The organism is Sphingobacterium sp. JUb20 (genome assembly GCF_004342035.1).
In the GTDB taxonomy this organism is placed as follows: Bacteria; Bacteroidota; Bacteroidia; order Sphingobacteriales; family Sphingobacteriaceae; genus Sphingobacterium; species Sphingobacterium anhuiense.
In genome coordinates this window covers 38,776-58,296 of sequence record NZ_SLYV01000005.1, presented here as the reverse complement: position 1 = coordinate 58,296, position 19,521 = coordinate 38,776, and the positions used below count along the sequence as shown (strand labels likewise).

The following is a 19,521-nucleotide window of genomic DNA, read 5'->3' as shown; positions in this document are numbered from 1 at the left end:
ACTAGATTTTATTCTTGTCTCTGATCAGGATAAATAAGAAAACTGGAGTACCCAATAATGCTGTAATAACCCCAATAGGAAGTTCCAATGGCTGAATAATTAAGCGGGAAAGCAGATCAGCAAGTGTGAGGACCAATGCTCCGGCAATACTTGATGCCACGAGCACGTACCGATTATCAACACCACCAATCAACCGGATTGCATGCGGCACTAATAAACCCACGAAGCTGATAACTCCGGAAAATGCAACAGCTGCTCCTACTGCCAATGTTGAAAACAAAATAACAACAATTTTCAACCGGCTTGTATTGACGCCCATCATTTCAGCTTGAGATTCTCCTAAAGCAAAAACATTCAATTGTTTCGCAAAAAGAGGTAGAATAACTAAAGAAATCAAGACACAGGGATACAATACTTTAATATTTTCCCATGATGCTCCCGCTAAACTGCCCAATGACCAAAAGGTGATGGAACGTAATTGTTGTTCAGTTGCTAAATAACTCAATAATCCCGTTAAGGCTCCTGCAAATGCATTCATAGCAACACCTGCTAAAAGCATGGTTGCAATATGAGATTTCCCATTGTTCATGGATATACGATAAACAATAAGCACTGTCAATGTTGCTCCTAAAAACGCGGCAAATGCCAGAACGTAATAACCCAGGCTTGCAGAAATCATGGGAAGTAACAAGCCTTCGAAAGAGATAACGAGTGCGGCAAAGAAAGAAGCGCCTGAAGAAATTCCCATTAAGCCAGGTTCCGCTAATGGATTTCGAAATATACCTTGGATAGCTGCTCCACTGATTCCTAAAGCTGCACCAACTGCAATTCCCATTAGAATTCTAGGTAATCGTATTTGCTCCAAGACATTCACGGTCAGCTCATCAATACCTGATGAAGCTTTAAGACCTATCTTATGTAACAGTATAGAGCAAACATCCCAAAAGGAAACCGAAATCGATCCCATCCCTAATGAAAATATGACTACGATAATAAGTAATATGCTGAGTAGCGTGTAAATTAAGGTATTTTTCATTACAGCAACTATTTTCCAAATAATTTTTCGTGCAACTGCTGTATCGCCTGTGGTAAACGCATACTGAAACCATTTAACAAGGATGCATCCATAGCAATTACTCTTTTATTTTTACCTGCTGTAGTTAAGTTAACACCTGGTAACTTCAAAATAGCTTCTTTTCCTCCTAAACTGGACATCCCAAAATCAAATAACAAAATAACTTCCGGATTGGCCTGAACTAAAGCTTCTGTATTATATGTTTTGTATCCTGTAAAACCTTTCATCACATTTTGAGCACCGGCTAACTTGATTACCGCATCAACGGCAGTTCCTGAACCAGATACACTCATTGCTCCTGCCCCACGTGCATATACAAACATCATTTTAGTTGCTTTACTCGATTTCCCCTTCGCAATTGCCGACTTTAGATCTTTCGATAATTGATCTGCAACCTGATTTCCCTTTGTAGTAACATTTAAAGATTGTCCTACTTTGCGAACCAATCCTGTTAATCCTGCCTCAGAAAATTCCTGTTTAAACAAAACACATGAAATATTCAAGGTCTTAAATTGCGCCAATACAGCCGCACTGACCTCTCCTTCAAAACCTAGTACGATATCTGGACGAAATGAAGCAATTCCTTCAGCCGTAATTGATCTGTTTTTGCTCACTTTAGGAATCTCTTTCACATAACTTGGATAATCGCTTGTCACATCAACAGCCACTAGATTAGCACCTAGCCCTAATGCATCAACAATTTCCGTCAAACTTCCACTTAAGGAAACAATTCTTTTTGGCGTGTTGCCCTGTGCTATAGCTACTGTATAGCTAGACCATAAAATGATGACAAGCGCAAAATTATTTAATATTTTCTTCATATAATTTGTTCATTTATGAAGAACAAAAATGGGCTTATTTAAACTAATTACAAATAAAGAGTTCTGTTTGCAATACGCTTACACTAATACACAAGAATAGATATAAACAACTTAAATACTCTGGTTAACAATAAATTAACTAAATAGCAGGGATCATTATGTCATTTAAATAATATCATATTGCACAAAAATTAATACGCTTTGCACAAATCAAAATACACAATGCATAAATAAACTTTGGCATTTTATGGAGATACTTGCATTATTATTTAGAATTATTACAAATAACTTTGAAGACAACACACTATCTATGCCTGCTATTTAGTTTTCTTTTTCTAATCGGGAAAAGCAATTCAGTGCTTGCACAACAGAATGCGCAATTTCAGGGGCTTATTGTGGATGAATTACAAAGACCGTTGGCAGATGTTAGTATTTTAATCGAACCAGACCGATCTACGACAAAAACAGATAATCGGGGAAATTTCATAGTCAAAAAATTATATGCCGGAACATATACTTATACTTTAAGTGCAATTGGATATGAAACCTTAACTGGCTCTATTGAGTTGATCGCAAAAGATAAGCAGCTACATCGCTTCCAGCTTCATAAATCGAATCAAGTTTTAGATGAAGCATTGGTTACGCAAGAGATTCAAAACCGTCCAACATTAATTGATCCTAAGAACTCTGCTATGCCGGTTACTATTATCGACAGGAAGGCAATTGAACTTATGGGGAGTAGACGTTTGGACGAGGTCTTAAAAGAACAGACAGGTATTGCTATTGTTAACAATACTGCTGGGGGTAACCGTTCTGTAGGTGTGCAGCTGCAAGGATTCTCTAGTGAATACGTCATGATCCTTATTGACGGACAGCCGATGCTCGGCAGAAGTTCCGGTAACTTTGACTTATCACGTATTTCGGTAACAAATATAGAACGTATAGAGATTATCAAAGGGGCTTCTTCTTGTCTTTATGGGAGTGATGCACTGGGAGGAGCGATCAATATCATCACCCGTTTAGGTAAAGTAACTCCTCAAATGCATGCAAATATTAACTATGGAAGTTTCAACGTATTGGATGCAACCTTAGAAGGTGAGACTTCCTTTAATAAAAATAGAGGAACAGCTTTACTCTCTACGAATTACTACCGTACGGATGGTTTTAATACAAACAAAAAATTTCAGTCAAGCGGAACCACGGTCCCACCCTACCAAACTTTTTCCATCCAGGGAAAAGTAAGACATCAATTGAAAGATAATCAGCATTTCATTGGCGCTTCAGGGCGTTATAACTATCGCCAATCCGATATGCACCGTGGTTACGGACAAGATTTCAGCACGCTAGATCAACAAAAAGAGACTGACATCAATGCTTCATTGTTCTACGATAGCCGTTGGAATGAACGCTGGAAATCACTTTCTACCTATTACGTATCGCATTATCAATCCGATAATAAAGTAACAGCACAGCAAAACAATGCCAATTTAGCTTCAGACAATTTTACACAGATGGTCCATCGTCTGGAACAACAATTTGCTTATCAGTCAGAAGGCTTAAATGTGACTATGGGACTAGGTGGCGCTATAGAAGCTATGGATCTTGCTGAAAATTTTGACAGCAAAAATCAGAAGAACTTCTTTTTATATACCCAAGCGAATAAAACAATCGGAGAAAAAACCACTGTTGTTGCAGGATTGCGCTATGACCAGACAGACAATTACGGAGGGCGATTAAACCCAAGTTTAGGTGTGACCTATCAATTGCTGCCTCAGCTTGCTTTGAAAACAGGTATAGGAACTGGATTTAAAGCTCCTGACTTCAAGACCCGTTATCAGGTGTTTTACAACCCTGCTGCCAATTACTACGTTATCGGCAATGAAGTTTTAAACAGTACTCTGGATGAAATGGATGCCGCAGGACAAATTTCTGAACGTCGCAATTACATCATCAATCAACTTGATGGTAACTTAAAAGCCGAGCACAACACCTCAATCAATGCAGGTTTGACCTGGAAGCCGTTAACGAATACAACAGTAGAAGTCAATGTATTTCGTCATCAGCTTAAAAATCAAATCAATAGTATACAGGTTGCTACAGGTATGCAAAACATGGCGATTTATTCGTATCAAAATTTACCAAAGTCAGTCAATAAAGGATTTGACATATCTTTTTCTACTCGGGTGTTAGAAAAAATCACAATCAATGCAGGCTATCAATACCTGATTGCGAAAGATATGAGTGTTGTTGACAGCATAAAACAAGGGAATTGGCCATTTAATACCTTAAGAGATCCAAAGACCGGAGAGACATTTACGCCAACATCAAAAGACTACTGGGGCTTAGAAAACAGATCAAGACATCAATTCAACATAGGTGCAATTTATCAAGCTCCTTGGAATCTGACAATAAATGCACGTGCTAACTACCGAGGGAAGTATGCATTTTCAGATGCAAATGGCAATCATTTTATTGATCGTTTTGACACATTTGTCAATCAGCATATTCTCTATAATGCAACTATTGAAAAAAAGTTTGACAAACTTCCTTTAACTGTCCGGGTGACTGGAGAAAACCTCGGAAACTATATTAATTATTTAATTCCAGGCCAAATTGGTCGAAGTTTATCCTTTGGCCTATCCTACAGATTAATAAAGTAAAAAGATGAAATTATCCATAAAAATATTCTTTTATAGTTGCATAGCAACAGTGTTTACTTCATGTTTTAAACCTAACATTGAGCCAGACATCTTAGCCGACGGAAAAAGTACGATCATAAAAGATCTTGCTGGTGATGTAAATGCTTATGTCGGAGCTGGTGTCGGTGGCGGAAACCCCAAAGAAACAAGAGACTTTTATACTTTCCTATTTCGGTTTTCAGATCAAAACCAGACTTGGTTAAAAAATCATACCGATTCGGTAACGAACTTTGCAAAAACAGATTGGGATCTTGCCTTTACAGGACAATACAATGGAACACTTTTTATAAATGATGGAACGATGGAAAATAATCCCGCTTACGGAAATCCATCAAGACACCGCGTCGTACTGATTAAAAAGCCATATGACCAGGTCGATTCAGCTCCTGAGGATATTGAATTTGAAAACTCAAAAATAAATGCATTCGGTATTATTATGGATGCCGAGTCGTCAGGCTGGTATGATTATAATATACAGCGCCATTTGGTACAGGCCATGCCTGACCGCACCTATGTCATCCGTTTAAGTAATGGAAAATATGTCAAGCTACAAATGATCAGTGTATATCAGGGTATTCACAATTTTACGCCTATTACTGACCTTTACTGGCCTGCCCCCTACTTTACTTTCCGATATTTCATACAAGAAGATGGAACAAAAAATTTAAAAACGAGTAATTTATAAAATTAATAAGCAAATATCATGTTAAACTTAAAAATCAAAGAAGCCACAAAAAATGGCCATCAAGAGTTAGAAAAAAATGTTATTTTTAAATTGAAGGCTATTGAAAATAACTTAGATTATGCAGACGTATTGAAATATTTCTATGCTTATTTCAATGCTGCAGAAGGAAACATTGAAGCGGCATTACCAGCAAGCTTAGCGTCTTACTATGCCACACGCAGAAATGCATCACATGTTGCCAAAGATATCATTGAACTAGGTGGTAGTTTAGAAAACTTACCTGAAGTTGTGTTACCGACGATCAGCACAAAAAACCAAGCTATCGGTGCTCTTTATGTACTAGAGGGATCTATCATGGGCGGGCCACATATTGTCAAAATGCTTCAACATAGAGGTATCAATTCGGGATTTAACTTTTTTAATGGTTATGGTGACCAATCAATGGAAAAATGGGCGGAGTTTACTGCAATAATCAATGCAGAAGTTGCCGAAAATGACGAGCAAGAAGCTATCGATGCTGCATTAGCGACATTTGAAGCATTTACCAATACATTTAATTCAAAAGCAGTTATCTCGTAATTTTAAATCCGTGTAATCATGAAATCATCACACAAATTAAAAAGTATCCTGTGTGTTAGTGCTATTGCACTGACCTCTTTTCAATTTACAGCTTGTAAAAAAGATAAAGTTGAAGATCCAAAAGAAGAAGAAGTTTTCAAAACTGAAGGACTTAATGTTGCTGTACCAAGTGGTAAAACCATATTTTACGACTTAAAGAAACAAGAAGATGCGACAGAAAGCTCTTATACTTTTAAACTTTCAGGCATGTACGGGTCTCGTTTAGATTTGGGAAACCAAGGCTATCAAATGGGATATTTTGACTTGAAAAATACGAGTATCAAAGATATTAAATTGACCAATACAGCAGACTTTAACCAATTGGATGTTAAAGAAACTAATTTTTTAACTATAGATGCATCCACTGCAGGAGAACCGGCAAACGGTCCAACTTGGATTATTTATGACTATAAAAATAATCATGCTGTATACCCGACTGCAGATCGTTATATTGTATTCTACAAAAAAGCAGACATCACAAGTGGTGCACAAACTGAAGTCATCATTATGCAAGCAGATAAAGTAACAGCTAAAGATGGAAATGCACGATACCAATTAAAATCGGAATCGCATGATATCAATATCCTCAAAGAAAAAGAGGTAAAAACAGGTACTGTTGCTGTTGCTTCTGGGAAAACAGTATTTTATGATTTATTAAATGATAAAATTACTGAAACTGTCGAAACAAGTCTAGTAAATTTCTCAGGAACTTCCGGTACAACTCTTAAACCAAGTACAGCAGCTTATAAATTTGGATATTTTGATTTAAAAGGAAAGGCTATTGAAGATATCAAAATCGCGAACTTAAAAGAACTTGATTTTAAAGAAGCAACATCATTAGGATTAGATGCCACAAGCATGAACGTACCAGTAACAGGTCCAACATGGATGGTGTACGCAGGTGCTCCAACACATGCTGTATACCCTACTGCTGATCGGTATGTAGTATTGTATAAAGGAACATCCTTATCTGAAAATCCAAATGAAGTCATCATCTTCAAAGCAAATGAACTCGTTACTGCAGGTAGAGATGTGACCTTTAAATTGAAAATAAAACAGTTCATAAAATAGACCTAAAAGTCAATTTTTATAATAGCATGAAGCATCTTGATTTGTATCAAGATGCTTTCTTATTTTTAGTACGATGTATGATATCTCCGTGATATTCGGTCTCTTTTTTGAAATCAACTGATTTCAGCATAACTTAGGGAAGGTAAAAAAATCTTAGATCTGATCATTTTACGCAGCAATACAGACATTCAAACTACTGCAACCATATTGCTTATACTGCATTTTATTTCCGAACCCTAGTCAACAATATAAATAAGCTATTTAAAAACAGCGTTACTTATTTCTTGTTTAATTGGAAAGTCCTATTATATTTGCCGTTCGATAATACTATTTACATCTCAAAGATCTACAACGTGCAGCCTATGAACACTCTTGTGTTGATAAGAAGCTCAGACCTGTTTGAAAGAACATAATTAACTATTGATGAAAAAAATCAAAGATATTACGACACTAGGATTCGCCTTATTTGCTATGTTTTTTGGAGCTGGGAACTTACTGCTTCCTCCTTTTATTGGATTAAATGCGGCAGATCAATGGGACTGGGCAATAATAGGTTTTGGGCTTACAGGTATTTTACTTCCTCTGTTAGGCGTTTTATCGATCATCAATTCAGGTGAATCATTCAAAGATTTAGGTAATCGAACTCATCCTTATATAGCCACCATCCTGGGTATCATCATCATGCTGGGTATAGGGCCTCTAATTGCCATTCCGAGAACAGCCGCGACTACTTTTGAAGTAGGTTTATTGCCTGCATTTCCGAACTTATCTCCCATCTGGGGTTCAATACTATTTTTTGCGGTTACTTTTATCCTTTCTATCCGCCCTTCCAAAGTCGTGAATGTAATTGGAAATTTTCTAACACCGTTACTTTTGATTTTATTGATCGGTATGATCATCATGGGAATTTTGTTTCCTTTATCACCGAATACCGCACATCAGATGGAATCCATGCAAGCCTTTAAGCTTGGTTTCATAGAAGGGTACCAAACATTGGATGTGTTGGCTTCAGTCATTTTTAGCAGTATTATTATCGCTGCAGCAAAAGCCAAAGGATATGAAAAACTTAAAGATAAAAATAGAATCGTCACGAGTGCAGGTTGCCTAGCAACATTTTGTTTATTATTGATCTACGGTGGTTTAGTTTTTTTAGGGGCAAAATCTGGATATCCTTTATCTCCAGATGTAAAACGGGCAGAGTTACTCCTGTTTATTTCGCATAAAATCTTTGGAAGCTATGGCGTGCTTGCCATTTCAGTCAGTATTGCTTTAGCGTGCCTAACTACTGCAATCGCCTTAACTTGTGCTGTAGGTACATTTTTTAGTCAGCTGTTTAATAATCGAATTACCTACGAGTGGATTGTCATTATTTGCTGTCTCTTTTCGGCAGTACTTGCCATAACCGGCGTGGAGTATATTATTCAAATTGCTTATCCATTTTTAGCATTCATTTATCCAATTGTAATTACCCTCGTACTCTATGTACTTATCTTTGGTCGTTTGATTAAATCTAGACTACCCTACATTGGAGCTTTAGCAGGAACAACACTTGTTTCTACAATTTATCTCTTAGCAGGATTTGAAATACATATTAAAGGAGCTGAAAATATATTAGCATCAATTCCTTTGGCGACATATGAACTGTGGTGGGTTATCCCTTCAATTGTTGGATTTTTATTGTTTTTGCTCTTGGATAAGTTAAAAGTTAGCCGCTAGATATAATATCCTAAAATGGGTTGTTGTCAAAGAGTATGATAACAACCTTTTTTCATAACCGCTATATACAAAACCAAATTTCCCGTCAGAACTATTGCTGGTGCAAGATAAATGTGGCTATCCTCATGCATTTACAGCATCAGCAAACAATTATAATTTCAAAAGAAGAGCTTGTGTCATACCGCGGTATTTCGACTAGAAGTTTAAATCGTGTCTTAAAAAGGTTGAGCCACGAAGTCAACATTAAGAGTTAATACTTCGCCACTTTTTATACTTAATTTTAACTTTATTAATTTTAAAAGAAAATTACAGCTACAATAGCATCTTAAAAAAATAGCAAAAGTCATGGTTTAGTAACATTCTCGTTCTATTCTAAAATTTCCCGTGTTAAAGAATAATAAAACAAAAAAAACGCGTTATATTACTACCATTAACTTAATAAATAAAAGAATGCAAACACGTAGAAACTTCCTTCACAACACCGCTAAAGCAACCTTGGCTGTCGCAGTATCGGGCAGTGTTTTAACTAATTTAGCCCAAGCTGAACCTGCACGTAATCAAGCCGCTCCTCTTTCTTTTAGTCAAATCAAACTTCCTTATACTTATTCCGACCTCGAACCCAATATTGATGCCTTAACAATGGAAATCCATTACACGAAGCATCATACTGCATATATTAAAGCTATCAATGAGGCAATAGTGGCAGAAAATATTACTGAAACTTCTGAAGAGCAGTTGTTGGCAAATATTTCTAAATATTCTGCTAAAGCACGCAATAACGCTGGTGGGGCTTGGAATCATAATTTTTTCTGGGAAAACCTATCTGGAAAACAAACGGGTCCTTCTGAAAAAGTGATGCAATTGATCATCTCATCTTTTGGATCAATGGACAAATTTAAAGAACAGTTTGCGGCTGCGGCGACTTCAAGATTTGGTTCAGGCTGGGCCTGGTTAATCTTGGACGATTCAGGTAAGCTAAAAATAACATCAACCGCTAATCAAGACAATCCATTAATGGATGTGGTCGATCAAAGAGGTATTCCAGTTTTAGCATTAGATGTATGGGAACATGCCTACTATTTACATTATCAAAATAAGAGAGCAGATTACATCAAAAACTGGTGGAATGTAGTGAATTGGAATAAAGTACACGAAAGACTTGCATAATATATAAAATGAAAATGTCTTCCAAATTGGAAGACATTTCTTTATAGACTGAAAATTTATAGGATAAAATAGGGATAGATTATCCTAAAATCTCTTTCAATTTATTCACTTGAAAATCAGCTAATTTTTGAAGAGGTCCTGAAGCGATCATTTTCATCATCATATTCAAGTCAGCTTCAATCGTAAATGTTGCCACTGTTACGTTAGCCGAAACTGTTGACAAAGTCCATTTTAATGTAACATCAAAAGGAGCCTTTTCAGATGGAACTAGTTTTATTTCTTGATCTTCTATCCTTTCGTCTACTTTCAGGGCCAACTTAGCCATATTCTGAATTGTAAAACGTGCCTCATCGGCAGTTGACGACCAATTATAAATATTCTCAGGCATCAATTGCTCATGATTATTTAAGTCTTTCAAAAAAGCATAAACCTCCTGAACCGACTTTTCAATTGTTACATTGTTCTGAATAGTTGTCATAAAAATTCCTTTTTATAAATTAGACAATTGGTGACCAGGTTGAAGGATTTTTTCTCCAATCTTTTAATAACTCAACATCTTCTTCAAAAATAAAACCATTTTCTGCAGCCACTTGAATGAGTGAATTGTAATCACAAAGACTATGTAAAGTACATTTTGCATCAGCAAAATTCTTTGTTGCTTCATCCAGACCATATGTGAAAATAGACACTAGACCTACCACATTACATCCTGCCTCACGTAAAGCTTTTACCGCAATTAAACTACTTTTACCCGTTGAAACTAAATCTTCAACAACAACAACACGTTGACCGCTAACAATCTCACCTTCAATCATATTTTGACGACCGTGATCTTTAGCACTGCTTCTCACATAAGAAAATGGTAAGCCCAAATCTTGAGCAACTAGTACACCTTGTGGAATACCTGCAGTAGCTACACCAGAAATCATATCCACTGATCCAAATTCTTCTTGAATCAACTTTGAAAGCTTCTGACGAATATACGTACGGATTGCTGGATACGATAAAGTAATACGATTATCACAATAAATTGGAGACTTCCAACCCGATGCCCAAGTAAAAGGGTTTTTAGGTTGCAATTTTATTGCTTTAATTTGCAATAAGGATTCGGCAACTTTTTGTTCAACCTCATTTAAATTATTCATGTCGCAAATTTATAAAATTTATATGAACCAATCTGTGCTAATTTTGGCAGATTTTGTTCCCACGGGTATTAAAAACCCTCAAACTATTGATGTTCAAGATATTGAACTTGAAAAACTTTTTAAATTATCTGAACAAAATGACATTCCTAAATCATTTTTATATATTCATAAAGACTGTGAATTGATTTTCCATAAATTAAAGGAAAAGAATAAAATCATAAAAGCGGCCGGAGGCTTAGTGAAAAATGGCGATGGCGACTATTTATTCATCTTTAGATTAGGCAAATGGGACCTTCCGAAAGGGAAAGTAGAAAGTCATGAAAAGATGAAAGAAGCTGCTGTAAGGGAAGTGGAAGAGGAATGTGGCATAAAAATAGATTACCTCGGAAAGAAAATACAGACATCATACCATACCTATTATTTGAGAAATGGTGATTTTATCCTGAAACAAACCAATTGGTATGAAATGGGTGTTAATAAAATCCCTAAACTCATACCTCAAACTGAAGAGGATATCACCAAAGCAGAATGGTTAGATAAACATAGTCTGAAGCAGGTAAAACAAAATACCTATCCGATCATCGCAAATATTTTAGAGGAAAACTTGTAATTATTAAATTTGATTGACATTAAACTGGACTTGAATCAGTAATTTTAAAACATGGAAAATATAGCTGGGAAAAAAGCACTCGTCACTGGTGGTGCTCGTGGATTAGGAAAAGCAACTGCTATCGCACTAGCGAAAGAAGGTGTTCATGTGGCTATCACAGGTCGTAACGAAGAACTTCTGAAAACTACGGTAAAGGAATTACAGGATATAGGCGTACAAGCTACTTATGAAGTTTTTGATGTTTCAGATTTAGCAGCTGTGCAGGAAGCAATAGCAAAATTGAATGCTTCATTTGGTCAGTTTGACATTATCATCAACAATGCCGGAATTGCAGCCTTTGGATCTTTAGTGGATATGGATGCCGAAACTTGGACAAATATTATTAACACAAACGTATTGGGTAGTTACCACGTAACAAAAGTAGTACTTCCACAGTTGATTGAAAAAAATGAAGGTGACATTATTTTTGTTTCTTCTACCGCAGGGCTGAATGGAGCCGCAACGACTTCTGCTTATAGTGCATCAAAATTTGCTGTAATCGGTATGGCGGATTCGTTAATGCGGGAGGTCCGTAAACATAATATTCGCGTTTGTACGCTAATGCCAAGCACAATTGCTTCGGATATGTCCAAAGATCTCGGATTAACAGATGGAAATCCAGAATCAGTATTGCAACCTGAGGATTTTGCAGAATTGATTATTGCAAACTTAAAATTACCAAGAAGAGCGATGTTAAAATCTGCTTCGCTTTGGTCAACAAATCCATAATATAATTTAAAGGAGCATGATGCTCCTTTTTTATTTCATTTAAATCATTTTATATGAGCATTCTATTTTCAAGCCTTAGCCTAAAAAACATAAGTTTAAAAAACAGACTAGTCGTTTCTCCGATGTGCCAATATTCGGCTGTAGATGGTTTTGCCAATAACTGGCACCTTGTTCATTTGGGACAGTTTGCAATGGGAGGCGCCGCCGCCATTATTCAGGAAGCAACAGCTGTTTCGCCCGAAGGAAGAATCAGTGCCGGAGATCTAGGGATTTGGAAAGATGAACAAATCGAAAAATTAAAAGAAATAACGACATTCATAAAAGAACAAAATTCAATACCTGGCATACAGTTAGCACATGCTGGACGCAAAGCAAGTTCAGGCAAACCTTGGGAAAATCATTATCAAATTGCACCGGATGCTGAAAATGGATGGCAAACAGTTGCACCTTCTGCTCTGGCATTCAGACCCGAGAAGGACATAGCCCCTAGTGCCATGACCTTAGATGATATCAAAAAAACAATTATTGATTTTCAGCTAGCTACGAAAAGAGCTGTCACCGCTGGCTATGATATTATCGAAATTCATGCCGCTCACGGATATCTAATCCATCAGTTTCTATCTCCCCTATCGAATGACAGAACTGATCAATATGGTGGTTCTCTAGACAACAGAATGCGATTTTTAAAAGAAATCATTGAGGCCGTTCAGCATGAACTTACAACACAATCGTTATGGGTTCGTATTTCTGCGACAGACTGGGCTAATGATGGCTGGGATATGGAACAGTCTATTACTCTTGCCCAAGAATTGAAACAATTAGGTGTTGAAGTAATTGATGTTTCTACTGGTGGAGCAGTTGCACATCAAAAAATTAGTCCTGCAAAAGATTACCAACTACCTTTTGCTGCGGCAATAAAGAAAGAAACAGATCTTATCACAGCAACTGTTGGGCTTATCAAAGAAGCGTCGCACGCTGAACAAATCTTACAAGATAAAAAAGCAGACATCATCATGATAGCGCGTGCTTTTCTAAAAAATCCACATCTTCCACTCTATTTTGCAGAAACTTTAGGTGATCACATCGAATGGACCAATCAATACGTCCGTGCTAAATAATCTGGTATGAAATTAAATTTACAACAAGTACATCATATTGCTATTATTTGTAGCGATTATGAAAAATCCAAAAAGTTTTACACCGAGTTACTCGGATTTACCATTATACAGGAAGTGTATCGTGAAAACAGAAACTCGTACAAATTAGACTTAGCCTTAAATGGCAATTATATCATTGAGCTATTTTCATTTCCAAATCCTCCCAAACGACCTTCAAGACCTGAGGCCGTAGGGCTGAGACATCTTGCTTTTGCGGTACAGGACATCTCCAAAGAAGTCCAACTATTACAGCAGTCTGATATTTCAGTAGAGCCCATCCGGGTTGATAAACTTACAAATAAAAAATTTACATTTTTTGAAGATCCCGATGGATTACCCATTGAGCTTTATGAAATTTGATTTCAATAGCGCTAGCTGTACTTTAGTCCAACATTTTTTTATTTCATTCCGGAACTTGCTTAGTCCTATTTAATCAATTTCAAGTATAAAATAATTCTTGAAGGTAGCGCAGATATCGATAAATTTGTTTTATATTATGATACAATTAAATAAAACAAATTTATCTTAGTTTAGCTAAAAAATGCTTAGTATTTATTTATTCTGAGGATCCAGCCATGAAGTACAAACAAATAAACAATAACTCCATTAACCAAATCATGTTGATTACGATCATACTTTTGATCTGTATATTAATATTTACAAATTTATCATACTATCTACCGGGCTTTTTAGGAGCAATAACACTTTATATATTATTTAGAAATATTTACCATACCCTCACTGAAAAGAAAAAGTGGGGTAAATCTATTTCAAGTATATTCCTGATCAGTCTTTCTGTGATCTTTATTGTGTTTCCATTATGGGGATTGATTAACTATCTAATTCCCCAGTTAGAACAGCTTATTGTTAATCAAAAAGACCTATTGTCTAAATTTGATTCTGTAAAAGACTATATGCACAATAAGCCTGTATTAAAAAACATAGATTTATCCGATGCCGCAATTCTTAATTCTCTTCAAAAATTAGCAAAATACATACCCAATGTTTTAAATTCTGTCGCGGAAACTGTCGTCAATATCATCGTCGCTTTATTTGTACTTTATTTTATGCAATATTATAGCAAAGAGATGGAATCTACGATTCAGCATGCTATTCCTTTTTCGCAACAAAGTAAAAAGGAACTCTGGAACGAAATAAGCATGATGGTACGTTCAAATGCTATCGGTATTCCAATTCTTGGCATATGTCAGGGCGTTGTTGCCGGTATTGGCTATTGGATTTTTGGAGTTGACAGCCCTATTCTACTGGGAATAATAACGGCCGTTTCCACTATTATCCCGGTCTTGGGCACGATGACTGTTTACGTACCTACCGCAATTTATCTGTTAGCTATTGGCTCGACAGGAAATGCCATTGGTCTGGCTTTATATGGATTTATATTAATTGGTGGTATTGACAATGTACTTCGTTTTACGATATTGCGTAAACTTGGCGATGTACCGCCACTGATTACGGTATTTGGCGTATTACTGGGGTTAAATCTTTTTGGTATGCTGGGGCTTATTTTTGGACCATTGATCATCTCATCAGTTCGTGTATTATTAAAAGTATACAACAATGAATATGGAAAGGGAAAACCTGAAATCATAGAATCAACCTCCTTCACAAATTATGACAATGATAATAATATCATTACTTAACATCGTATGATTATACAGTACAGTGTCATTAATCAGCTTTTTTAAGGTTTAAATTCAATATTTTTTATAGTTTTGATAGATAATTGATACCCATTACCATGAATAAAAAATTAATATTAGGCATAACAGGAGTTGTCACAGCGTCCCTGTTATTCTCTTGCAATTCAAATACTAAAACGCAAGAAGCGGCAAAAACAGAAGCACATGATGAGCATGATGGTCACGATCATAGTGGGCATGATCATAGTGCACATACGGAAGCTCCTGCAGCTATGCAAAAAGAAGCTGCAAAAACACTTCCTGACTTCACTTTTTACCAATTAAGATCGGGTATTAAAGTTTCAAAATCAGATGTTTCCAAAGATAAAAACACAGTTTTTATACTTTTTGATCCAGGATGCAGCCACTGTCAACAAGAAGCAACTGCTTTAGAAAAAAACAGAGAGCGCTTGAAAGATGTTAACATCTACTATGTTTCAATGAATGATCCTGCTTTAATATTAGGCTTCTTTGACAATTTCGCTCCAAAATTATCAAAAATGGAGAATGTTGAAGTTTTAGTAGACAAAGGCCAAGAGTTTATTCAAAAAATACATGTTCCTGAGCAATTCCCTGCAAATTATGTTTACGGTGCCGACGGTCAATTAAAAGCACAATGGGAAGGTGATAAAAATATAAATGAAGCTATAGCTGAATTTCATAAATAAAAATCAGTTATGCATATTGCAATCAATGGGTTTGGACGTATTGGCCGTAATACACTGCGCAATATTTTCATTAGGGATGCTGAACATCTAGAAGTCATTGCGATCAATGATCTAACAGATACAAAGACATTAGCACATCTATTCAAGTATGACTCTGTGCACGGTCCATTTTCTGGATCGGTTGACTTTGATGACAATCATCTCATCATCAATAACAAGCGTATTTTAGTCACGAATGAAAAGAATCCCGAAAATCTGCCCTGGAATACGCTTGACATTGATGTCGTTATCGAGTCAACGGGTCATTTTACCAGTAAAGAGAAAGCAAATTTACATTTGATAGCGGGAGCAAAAAAAGTAATCATTTCTGCCCCCTCTTCAGATAAAGATATACCAACAATCGTATTGGGCATTAATGACAAGGATTTTGACTTAAATGTCCCTATTCTTTCTAATGCTTCTTGTACAACGAATAATGTTGCTCCTTTGGTCAAAATTTTAGATGAAAACTGGGGAATCAAAGACGGTTATATCACGACGGTACATTCCATGACAGGTGATCAGAATCTGCATGATGCCCCCCACCGTGATCTTCGCCGGGCACGTGCTGCGTCATCTTCCATTATTCCAACTACAACTGGTGCTGCCAAGGCAATTACCAATGTTTTTACTCATTTAGAGGGTAAACTAGGTGGTGCCGGTATTCGTGTTCCTGTTTTAAACGGTTCGTTAACAGATTTTACCTGTACATTGACACATCAACCAACAGTAGCAGAGATTAATGCAAAATTTAAAGAAGCAGCAGAAGGTGAATTGAAAAATGTACTTTACTATACAGAAGATCCAATTGTATCTGTTGACATCATCAACAATCCATATTCTTGTGTCTTTGATTCAGAACTTACCTCAATTGTAGGAGGTCTGGTAAAAGTTGTTGGCTGGTATGATAATGAGTTTGGATACTCAAATCGACTTGTTGATCTTCTTGATAAAATCAGTAAGCTATAAAAGACGAAATCACATGCTATTCAAGATAAAAAGGGCCTCCATGGAGGCCCTTTTAACATAAACTATAAGCAAACTAAACATTTTAAAATTTATACGTCAATGTTGTCATGAAACTTCTTGGAGGAATTGGATTCACACTGTAGTTTTCATGGATATAATAATTGAAAGCATTATTAACATTAGACATTTTAGCTAAAATGCTCCATTTTTTATATGTATAACCAGCAGAGATATCTACTGTTGTGAATGGGCTAACAGTAATTAAACGGTCAACACCATCTCTCACATTGATTTTTGTGTTATTCCAACCGGCATTTCTTCTTCCAGTGTAAAATGCAGAAACCCCAAATTTCAGACCTTTAGCACCACCATTTTGCAAAGTATAGAAAATAGTTCCATTGGCTGTATGTGCTGTTGTTCCCACCAGACGTACATCTTCCTCATTACCAGAAACCTCCGTAACTTTAGAACTACCGTTGACAACAGTCGTGATCATTGTGATCGGACTTGTCTCCGTATAGCGCATGTAGTTGTACGAGTATCCGGCTAAGATATCTAGTCCTGGTAAGATAGAACCAGTTACATCTACTTCAACACCATCTGAAGATGTTTTTCCAGAAAACTCTTTCATGTTTGTATCACCATTATCAGTGCCATCAGGTTTCACCAATAATTGCTGAGCAAAGCGATTGTTATTGATTCTGTAAACCGATGCATTCAGGGTTAAACGACCATTGAAGAAATCATTTTTAACACCTGCTTCGTACTGATCAATCGTTGAAGGTCCCATTGGCTTATATTCAACATCATAACCTGCGTTTGATGTGAAGTTATTCGCATAAGTTACATAAACACTAGAGCTCTTAATCGGTTGATAAATCAAACCAAATTTTGGCGACCATGCCTGATCAACTTTAGCACCCAGTTCATTTTTGTTTGCATCTAGGTTCTTTACCTCCTCTGTTTCACCAGTTGCATAGGTGTATTTATCTGCATATGGAGTTCTTTGGTAAGTATAACGTAAGCCCGCTAATACTTTGAATTTTTCCGAAACTTCAATTAAATCTTGAAAAAATACACCATAACGGTAAATATTAGTCGTTGTTCTGGTCAAATACTCTGCACCAGGCATATCTGTGCGCAAACCTTTGCCAGAAGGTAAATGAGCCGCCGTTTCACTCGGATTAAAGACATAAATAGAATCATAAACATTGACTTTTAATGCCCCTTGCTTATCATAATAATTAATACCGTCTATAAAGTATGCATATGCTTTTGTATTAGACTGATCAGCATCAGCTCCGATTAAGATCTTATGCTTGATAGCACCTGTTTTAACAGTTCCGGTTAAATTCAACTGCTGATTGAAAGTAAGTTCATCCGATTTTGAACGCGTCAAATTACGTGGCGCGATACCTTGTGCATTTGCTTGAACCCTATCCGATCCGTAGTAATCACGTCCATAACTTTGATAACTCGCAATTGCATTCAACTTCCAGTTATCATTAAACTGATGATTTAAGTTGATCTGCCCATTTGTGGTATTGGTTTTATTATATGCCCACAAGGTATTCATAAAAGTATTGCGACCAACATCCTGATTCAATTTACCGTCTACCGATCCAATACCAAAATCTGGTGTGTAATCGCTTTTTAGGTAATCAAACATAAAGTTGATATCCGTACGGTCATTGATCTTATATAAAATAGAAGGATTGACATACAATCTTTTTGAGTCGACATGATCTCTAAAACTTCCAGATTTTTCATAGGTACTGATTATACGGAAAGCAACCTTATCTGAAATAGGCCCGTACACATCAACCGTTGGTTTGTAAAAATCATAACTTCCAACACGGAATGAAGCTTCACCCCCATATTCAAATTTAGGTTTCTTAGTTACTAAATTCACGACAGCACCCCCAGTTACACCACCATATAATAATGCGGCACTACCTTTCAATATTTCTACCGACTCTAAAGTACTCGCTTCAATAGATCCACCGTTATTGGTACGTGCACCATTTTTGAAAATATTATTCGCACCAAGGCTGTATCCACGTGCATAAAAATTTTCATTTACACCACCTCTATTTGCGCCCATAGCAATACCATTGGCGTTTTTCAAGGCGTCACTCAATCGATTAACCTGTTGATCCCGGATCACCTGCTCATTAATGATCTGAACGCTTTGCGGTAAGTCTTTATCTATAATTCCAGCTTTTCCAACATTGACAGTCTGATTATTATGCGAGTTATATCCTCGGACATCTACCACATCCAATTTCGAATCACGGCTTTCTCCAACCAAATTAATAGGCTGAGAAGAACCGTTCACTACTTTTATCCTCTCTTCGTCTATAACATTACCTAAACTTTTAACAATTATGGTATAAGTTCCATCTGGTAAAGTTGAAAATGAAAACGATCCATTCCGATCTGTTGCAGTAGAAGTCCCCAATTCTTTAACTGTAACTGTAGCTGCTTCGATTGGAGCACCAGATTTGCTTTTTAGTTTCCCATGAATTCCATGATGTTGTGCAACCCCCTCAAGTTGTACCCCTCCAACTAATCCTAAGCTTAAAACTAAGCCGAGAAATGACTTTTTCATAT

At 36.5% G+C, this 19,521-nt stretch carries 18 protein-coding genes; 13 read left to right on the top strand and 5 right to left on the bottom strand.

Going from position 1 to position 19,521, the window contains the following annotated elements:
• Window position 1 precedes the first annotated feature (1 nt).
• Both EDF66_RS09690 and EDF66_RS09685 read right to left on the bottom strand, forming a co-directional pair.
• Window positions 2-1,036 (bottom strand): FecCD family ABC transporter permease, encoded by a 1,035-nt coding sequence (locus tag EDF66_RS09690; protein WP_132842274.1) that lies wholly within the window; start codon window positions 1,034-1,036, stop codon window positions 2-4.
• Between the two features lie 8 nt (window positions 1,037-1,044).
• Entirely contained in the window at window positions 1,045-1,896 is an 852-nt protein-coding gene (locus EDF66_RS09685; RefSeq protein ID WP_132842273.1) for a hemin ABC transporter substrate-binding protein, read from the bottom strand.
• 290 nt (window positions 1,897-2,186) lie between these two features.
• Here EDF66_RS09685 and EDF66_RS09680 point away from each other — a divergent pair, with 290 nt between their 5' ends.
• The 6 genes from EDF66_RS09680 (at window position 2,187) to EDF66_RS09655 (ending at window position 9,852) form a co-directional block, all read left to right on the top strand.
• Complete coding sequence (locus EDF66_RS09680) at window positions 2,187-4,556, top strand: TonB-dependent receptor (RefSeq protein WP_243656025.1); 2,370 nt, start codon at window positions 2,187-2,189, stop codon at window positions 4,554-4,556.
• Between the two features lie 4 nt (window positions 4,557-4,560).
• Entirely contained in the window at window positions 4,561-5,280 is a 720-nt protein-coding gene (locus EDF66_RS09675) for an HmuY family protein (RefSeq protein ID WP_132842271.1), read from the top strand.
• Window positions 5,281-5,298: 18 nt separating this feature from the next.
• Window positions 5,299-5,859: a biliverdin-producing heme oxygenase gene (locus EDF66_RS09670; RefSeq protein ID WP_132842269.1), complete on the top strand. Its 561-nt coding sequence runs from the start codon at window positions 5,299-5,301 to the stop codon at window positions 5,857-5,859.
• Between the two features lie 18 nt (window positions 5,860-5,877).
• On the top strand, window positions 5,878-6,969 hold the full coding sequence (locus EDF66_RS09665; RefSeq protein ID WP_132842267.1) for a hypothetical protein: 1,092 nt from the start codon (window positions 5,878-5,880) through the stop codon (window positions 6,967-6,969).
• Window positions 6,970-7,392: 423 nt separating this feature from the next.
• Window positions 7,393-8,685 (top strand): branched-chain amino acid transport system II carrier protein, encoded by a 1,293-nt coding sequence (gene brnQ, locus EDF66_RS09660; protein ID WP_132842265.1) that lies wholly within the window; start codon window positions 7,393-7,395, stop codon window positions 8,683-8,685.
• A 450-nt stretch (window positions 8,686-9,135) separates the two neighbouring features.
• Entirely contained in the window at window positions 9,136-9,852 is a 717-nt protein-coding gene (locus tag EDF66_RS09655; RefSeq protein ID WP_132842264.1) for a superoxide dismutase, read from the top strand.
• A 79-nt stretch (window positions 9,853-9,931) separates the two neighbouring features.
• Here EDF66_RS09655 and EDF66_RS09650 read toward each other — a convergent pair whose 3' ends face one another.
• On the bottom strand, window positions 9,932-10,330 hold the full coding sequence (locus tag EDF66_RS09650; RefSeq protein ID WP_132773065.1) for an SRPBCC family protein: 399 nt from the start codon (window positions 10,328-10,330) through the stop codon (window positions 9,932-9,934).
• 19 nt (window positions 10,331-10,349) lie between these two features.
• Window positions 10,350-10,997, bottom strand: a complete 648-nt coding sequence (gene pyrE / locus EDF66_RS09645) for an orotate phosphoribosyltransferase (protein ID WP_021190349.1) — start codon at window positions 10,995-10,997, stop codon at window positions 10,350-10,352.
• A 22-nt stretch (window positions 10,998-11,019) separates the two neighbouring features.
• On the opposite strand from pyrE, the gene EDF66_RS09640 reads away from it, so the two are divergent.
• The 7 genes from EDF66_RS09640 (at window position 11,020) to gap (ending at window position 16,908) form a co-directional block, all read left to right on the top strand.
• The gene (locus EDF66_RS09640; RefSeq protein WP_231577778.1) at window positions 11,020-11,607 is read left to right on the top strand and encodes an NUDIX domain-containing protein; all 588 of its coding nucleotides are present in this window, start codon (window positions 11,020-11,022) and stop codon (window positions 11,605-11,607) included.
• 51 nt (window positions 11,608-11,658) lie between these two features.
• Entirely contained in the window at window positions 11,659-12,375 is a 717-nt protein-coding gene (locus tag EDF66_RS09635; protein WP_021190351.1) for a 3-ketoacyl-ACP reductase, read from the top strand.
• Between the two features lie 53 nt (window positions 12,376-12,428).
• Window positions 12,429-13,493: an NADH:flavin oxidoreductase/NADH oxidase gene (locus EDF66_RS09630; protein WP_132842262.1), complete on the top strand. Its 1,065-nt coding sequence runs from the start codon at window positions 12,429-12,431 to the stop codon at window positions 13,491-13,493.
• A 6-nt stretch (window positions 13,494-13,499) separates the two neighbouring features.
• Window positions 13,500-13,892, top strand: coding sequence for a VOC family protein (locus tag EDF66_RS09625; RefSeq protein ID WP_132842260.1), 393 nt, complete (start codon window positions 13,500-13,502; stop codon window positions 13,890-13,892).
• Between the two features lie 215 nt (window positions 13,893-14,107).
• Window positions 14,108-15,193 (top strand): AI-2E family transporter, encoded by a 1,086-nt coding sequence (locus EDF66_RS09620; RefSeq protein ID WP_132773075.1) that lies wholly within the window; start codon window positions 14,108-14,110, stop codon window positions 15,191-15,193.
• Between the two features lie 98 nt (window positions 15,194-15,291).
• Entirely contained in the window at window positions 15,292-15,900 is a 609-nt protein-coding gene (locus tag EDF66_RS09615; protein WP_132842258.1) for a TlpA family protein disulfide reductase, read from the top strand.
• Window positions 15,901-15,909: 9 nt separating this feature from the next.
• Window positions 15,910-16,908, top strand: coding sequence for a type I glyceraldehyde-3-phosphate dehydrogenase (gene gap, locus EDF66_RS09610; protein ID WP_132842256.1), 999 nt, complete (start codon window positions 15,910-15,912; stop codon window positions 16,906-16,908).
• 82 nt (window positions 16,909-16,990) lie between these two features.
• On the opposite strand, the gene EDF66_RS09605 is transcribed toward gap, so the two are convergent.
• Window positions 16,991-19,519: a TonB-dependent receptor gene (locus EDF66_RS09605; RefSeq protein ID WP_132842255.1), complete on the bottom strand. Its 2,529-nt coding sequence runs from the start codon at window positions 19,517-19,519 to the stop codon at window positions 16,991-16,993.
• Window positions 19,520-19,521: the final 2 nt, after the last annotated feature.

What these genes read in the sequence shown, in the direction of transcription:
- EDF66_RS09665 (WP_132842267.1), top strand. Translation starts at nt 5,878, where the DNA reads ATGAAATCATCACACAAATTAAAAAGTATCCTGTGTGTTAGTGCTATT.
- EDF66_RS09630 (WP_132842262.1), top strand. Translation starts at nt 12,429, where the DNA reads ATGAGCATTCTATTTTCAAGCCTTAGCCTAAAAAACATAAGTTTAAAA.
- EDF66_RS09685 (WP_132842273.1), bottom strand. Translation starts at nt 1,896, where the DNA reads ATGAAGAAAATATTAAATAATTTTGCGCTTGTCATCATTTTATGGTCT.
- gap (WP_132842256.1), top strand. Translation starts at nt 15,910, where the DNA reads ATGCATATTGCAATCAATGGGTTTGGACGTATTGGCCGTAATACACTG.
- EDF66_RS09635 (WP_021190351.1), top strand. Translation starts at nt 11,659, where the DNA reads ATGGAAAATATAGCTGGGAAAAAAGCACTCGTCACTGGTGGTGCTCGT.
- EDF66_RS09675 (WP_132842271.1), top strand. Translation starts at nt 4,561, where the DNA reads ATGAAATTATCCATAAAAATATTCTTTTATAGTTGCATAGCAACAGTG.
- EDF66_RS09670 (WP_132842269.1), top strand. Translation starts at nt 5,299, where the DNA reads ATGTTAAACTTAAAAATCAAAGAAGCCACAAAAAATGGCCATCAAGAG.
- EDF66_RS09690 (WP_132842274.1), bottom strand. Translation starts at nt 1,036, where the DNA reads ATGAAAAATACCTTAATTTACACGCTACTCAGCATATTACTTATTATC.
- EDF66_RS09640 (WP_231577778.1), top strand. Translation starts at nt 11,020, where the DNA reads ATGAACCAATCTGTGCTAATTTTGGCAGATTTTGTTCCCACGGGTATT.
- EDF66_RS09605 (WP_132842255.1), bottom strand. Translation starts at nt 19,519, where the DNA reads ATGAAAAAGTCATTTCTCGGCTTAGTTTTAAGCTTAGGATTAGTTGGA.
- EDF66_RS09625 (WP_132842260.1), top strand. Translation starts at nt 13,500, where the DNA reads ATGAAATTAAATTTACAACAAGTACATCATATTGCTATTATTTGTAGC.
- EDF66_RS09650 (WP_132773065.1), bottom strand. Translation starts at nt 10,330, where the DNA reads ATGACAACTATTCAGAACAATGTAACAATTGAAAAGTCGGTTCAGGAG.
- EDF66_RS09615 (WP_132842258.1), top strand. Translation starts at nt 15,292, where the DNA reads ATGAATAAAAAATTAATATTAGGCATAACAGGAGTTGTCACAGCGTCC.
- pyrE (WP_021190349.1), bottom strand. Translation starts at nt 10,997, where the DNA reads ATGAATAATTTAAATGAGGTTGAACAAAAAGTTGCCGAATCCTTATTG.
- EDF66_RS09655 (WP_132842264.1), top strand. Translation starts at nt 9,136, where the DNA reads ATGCAAACACGTAGAAACTTCCTTCACAACACCGCTAAAGCAACCTTG.
- EDF66_RS09620 (WP_132773075.1), top strand. Translation starts at nt 14,108, where the DNA reads ATGAAGTACAAACAAATAAACAATAACTCCATTAACCAAATCATGTTG.
- brnQ (WP_132842265.1), top strand. Translation starts at nt 7,393, where the DNA reads ATGAAAAAAATCAAAGATATTACGACACTAGGATTCGCCTTATTTGCT.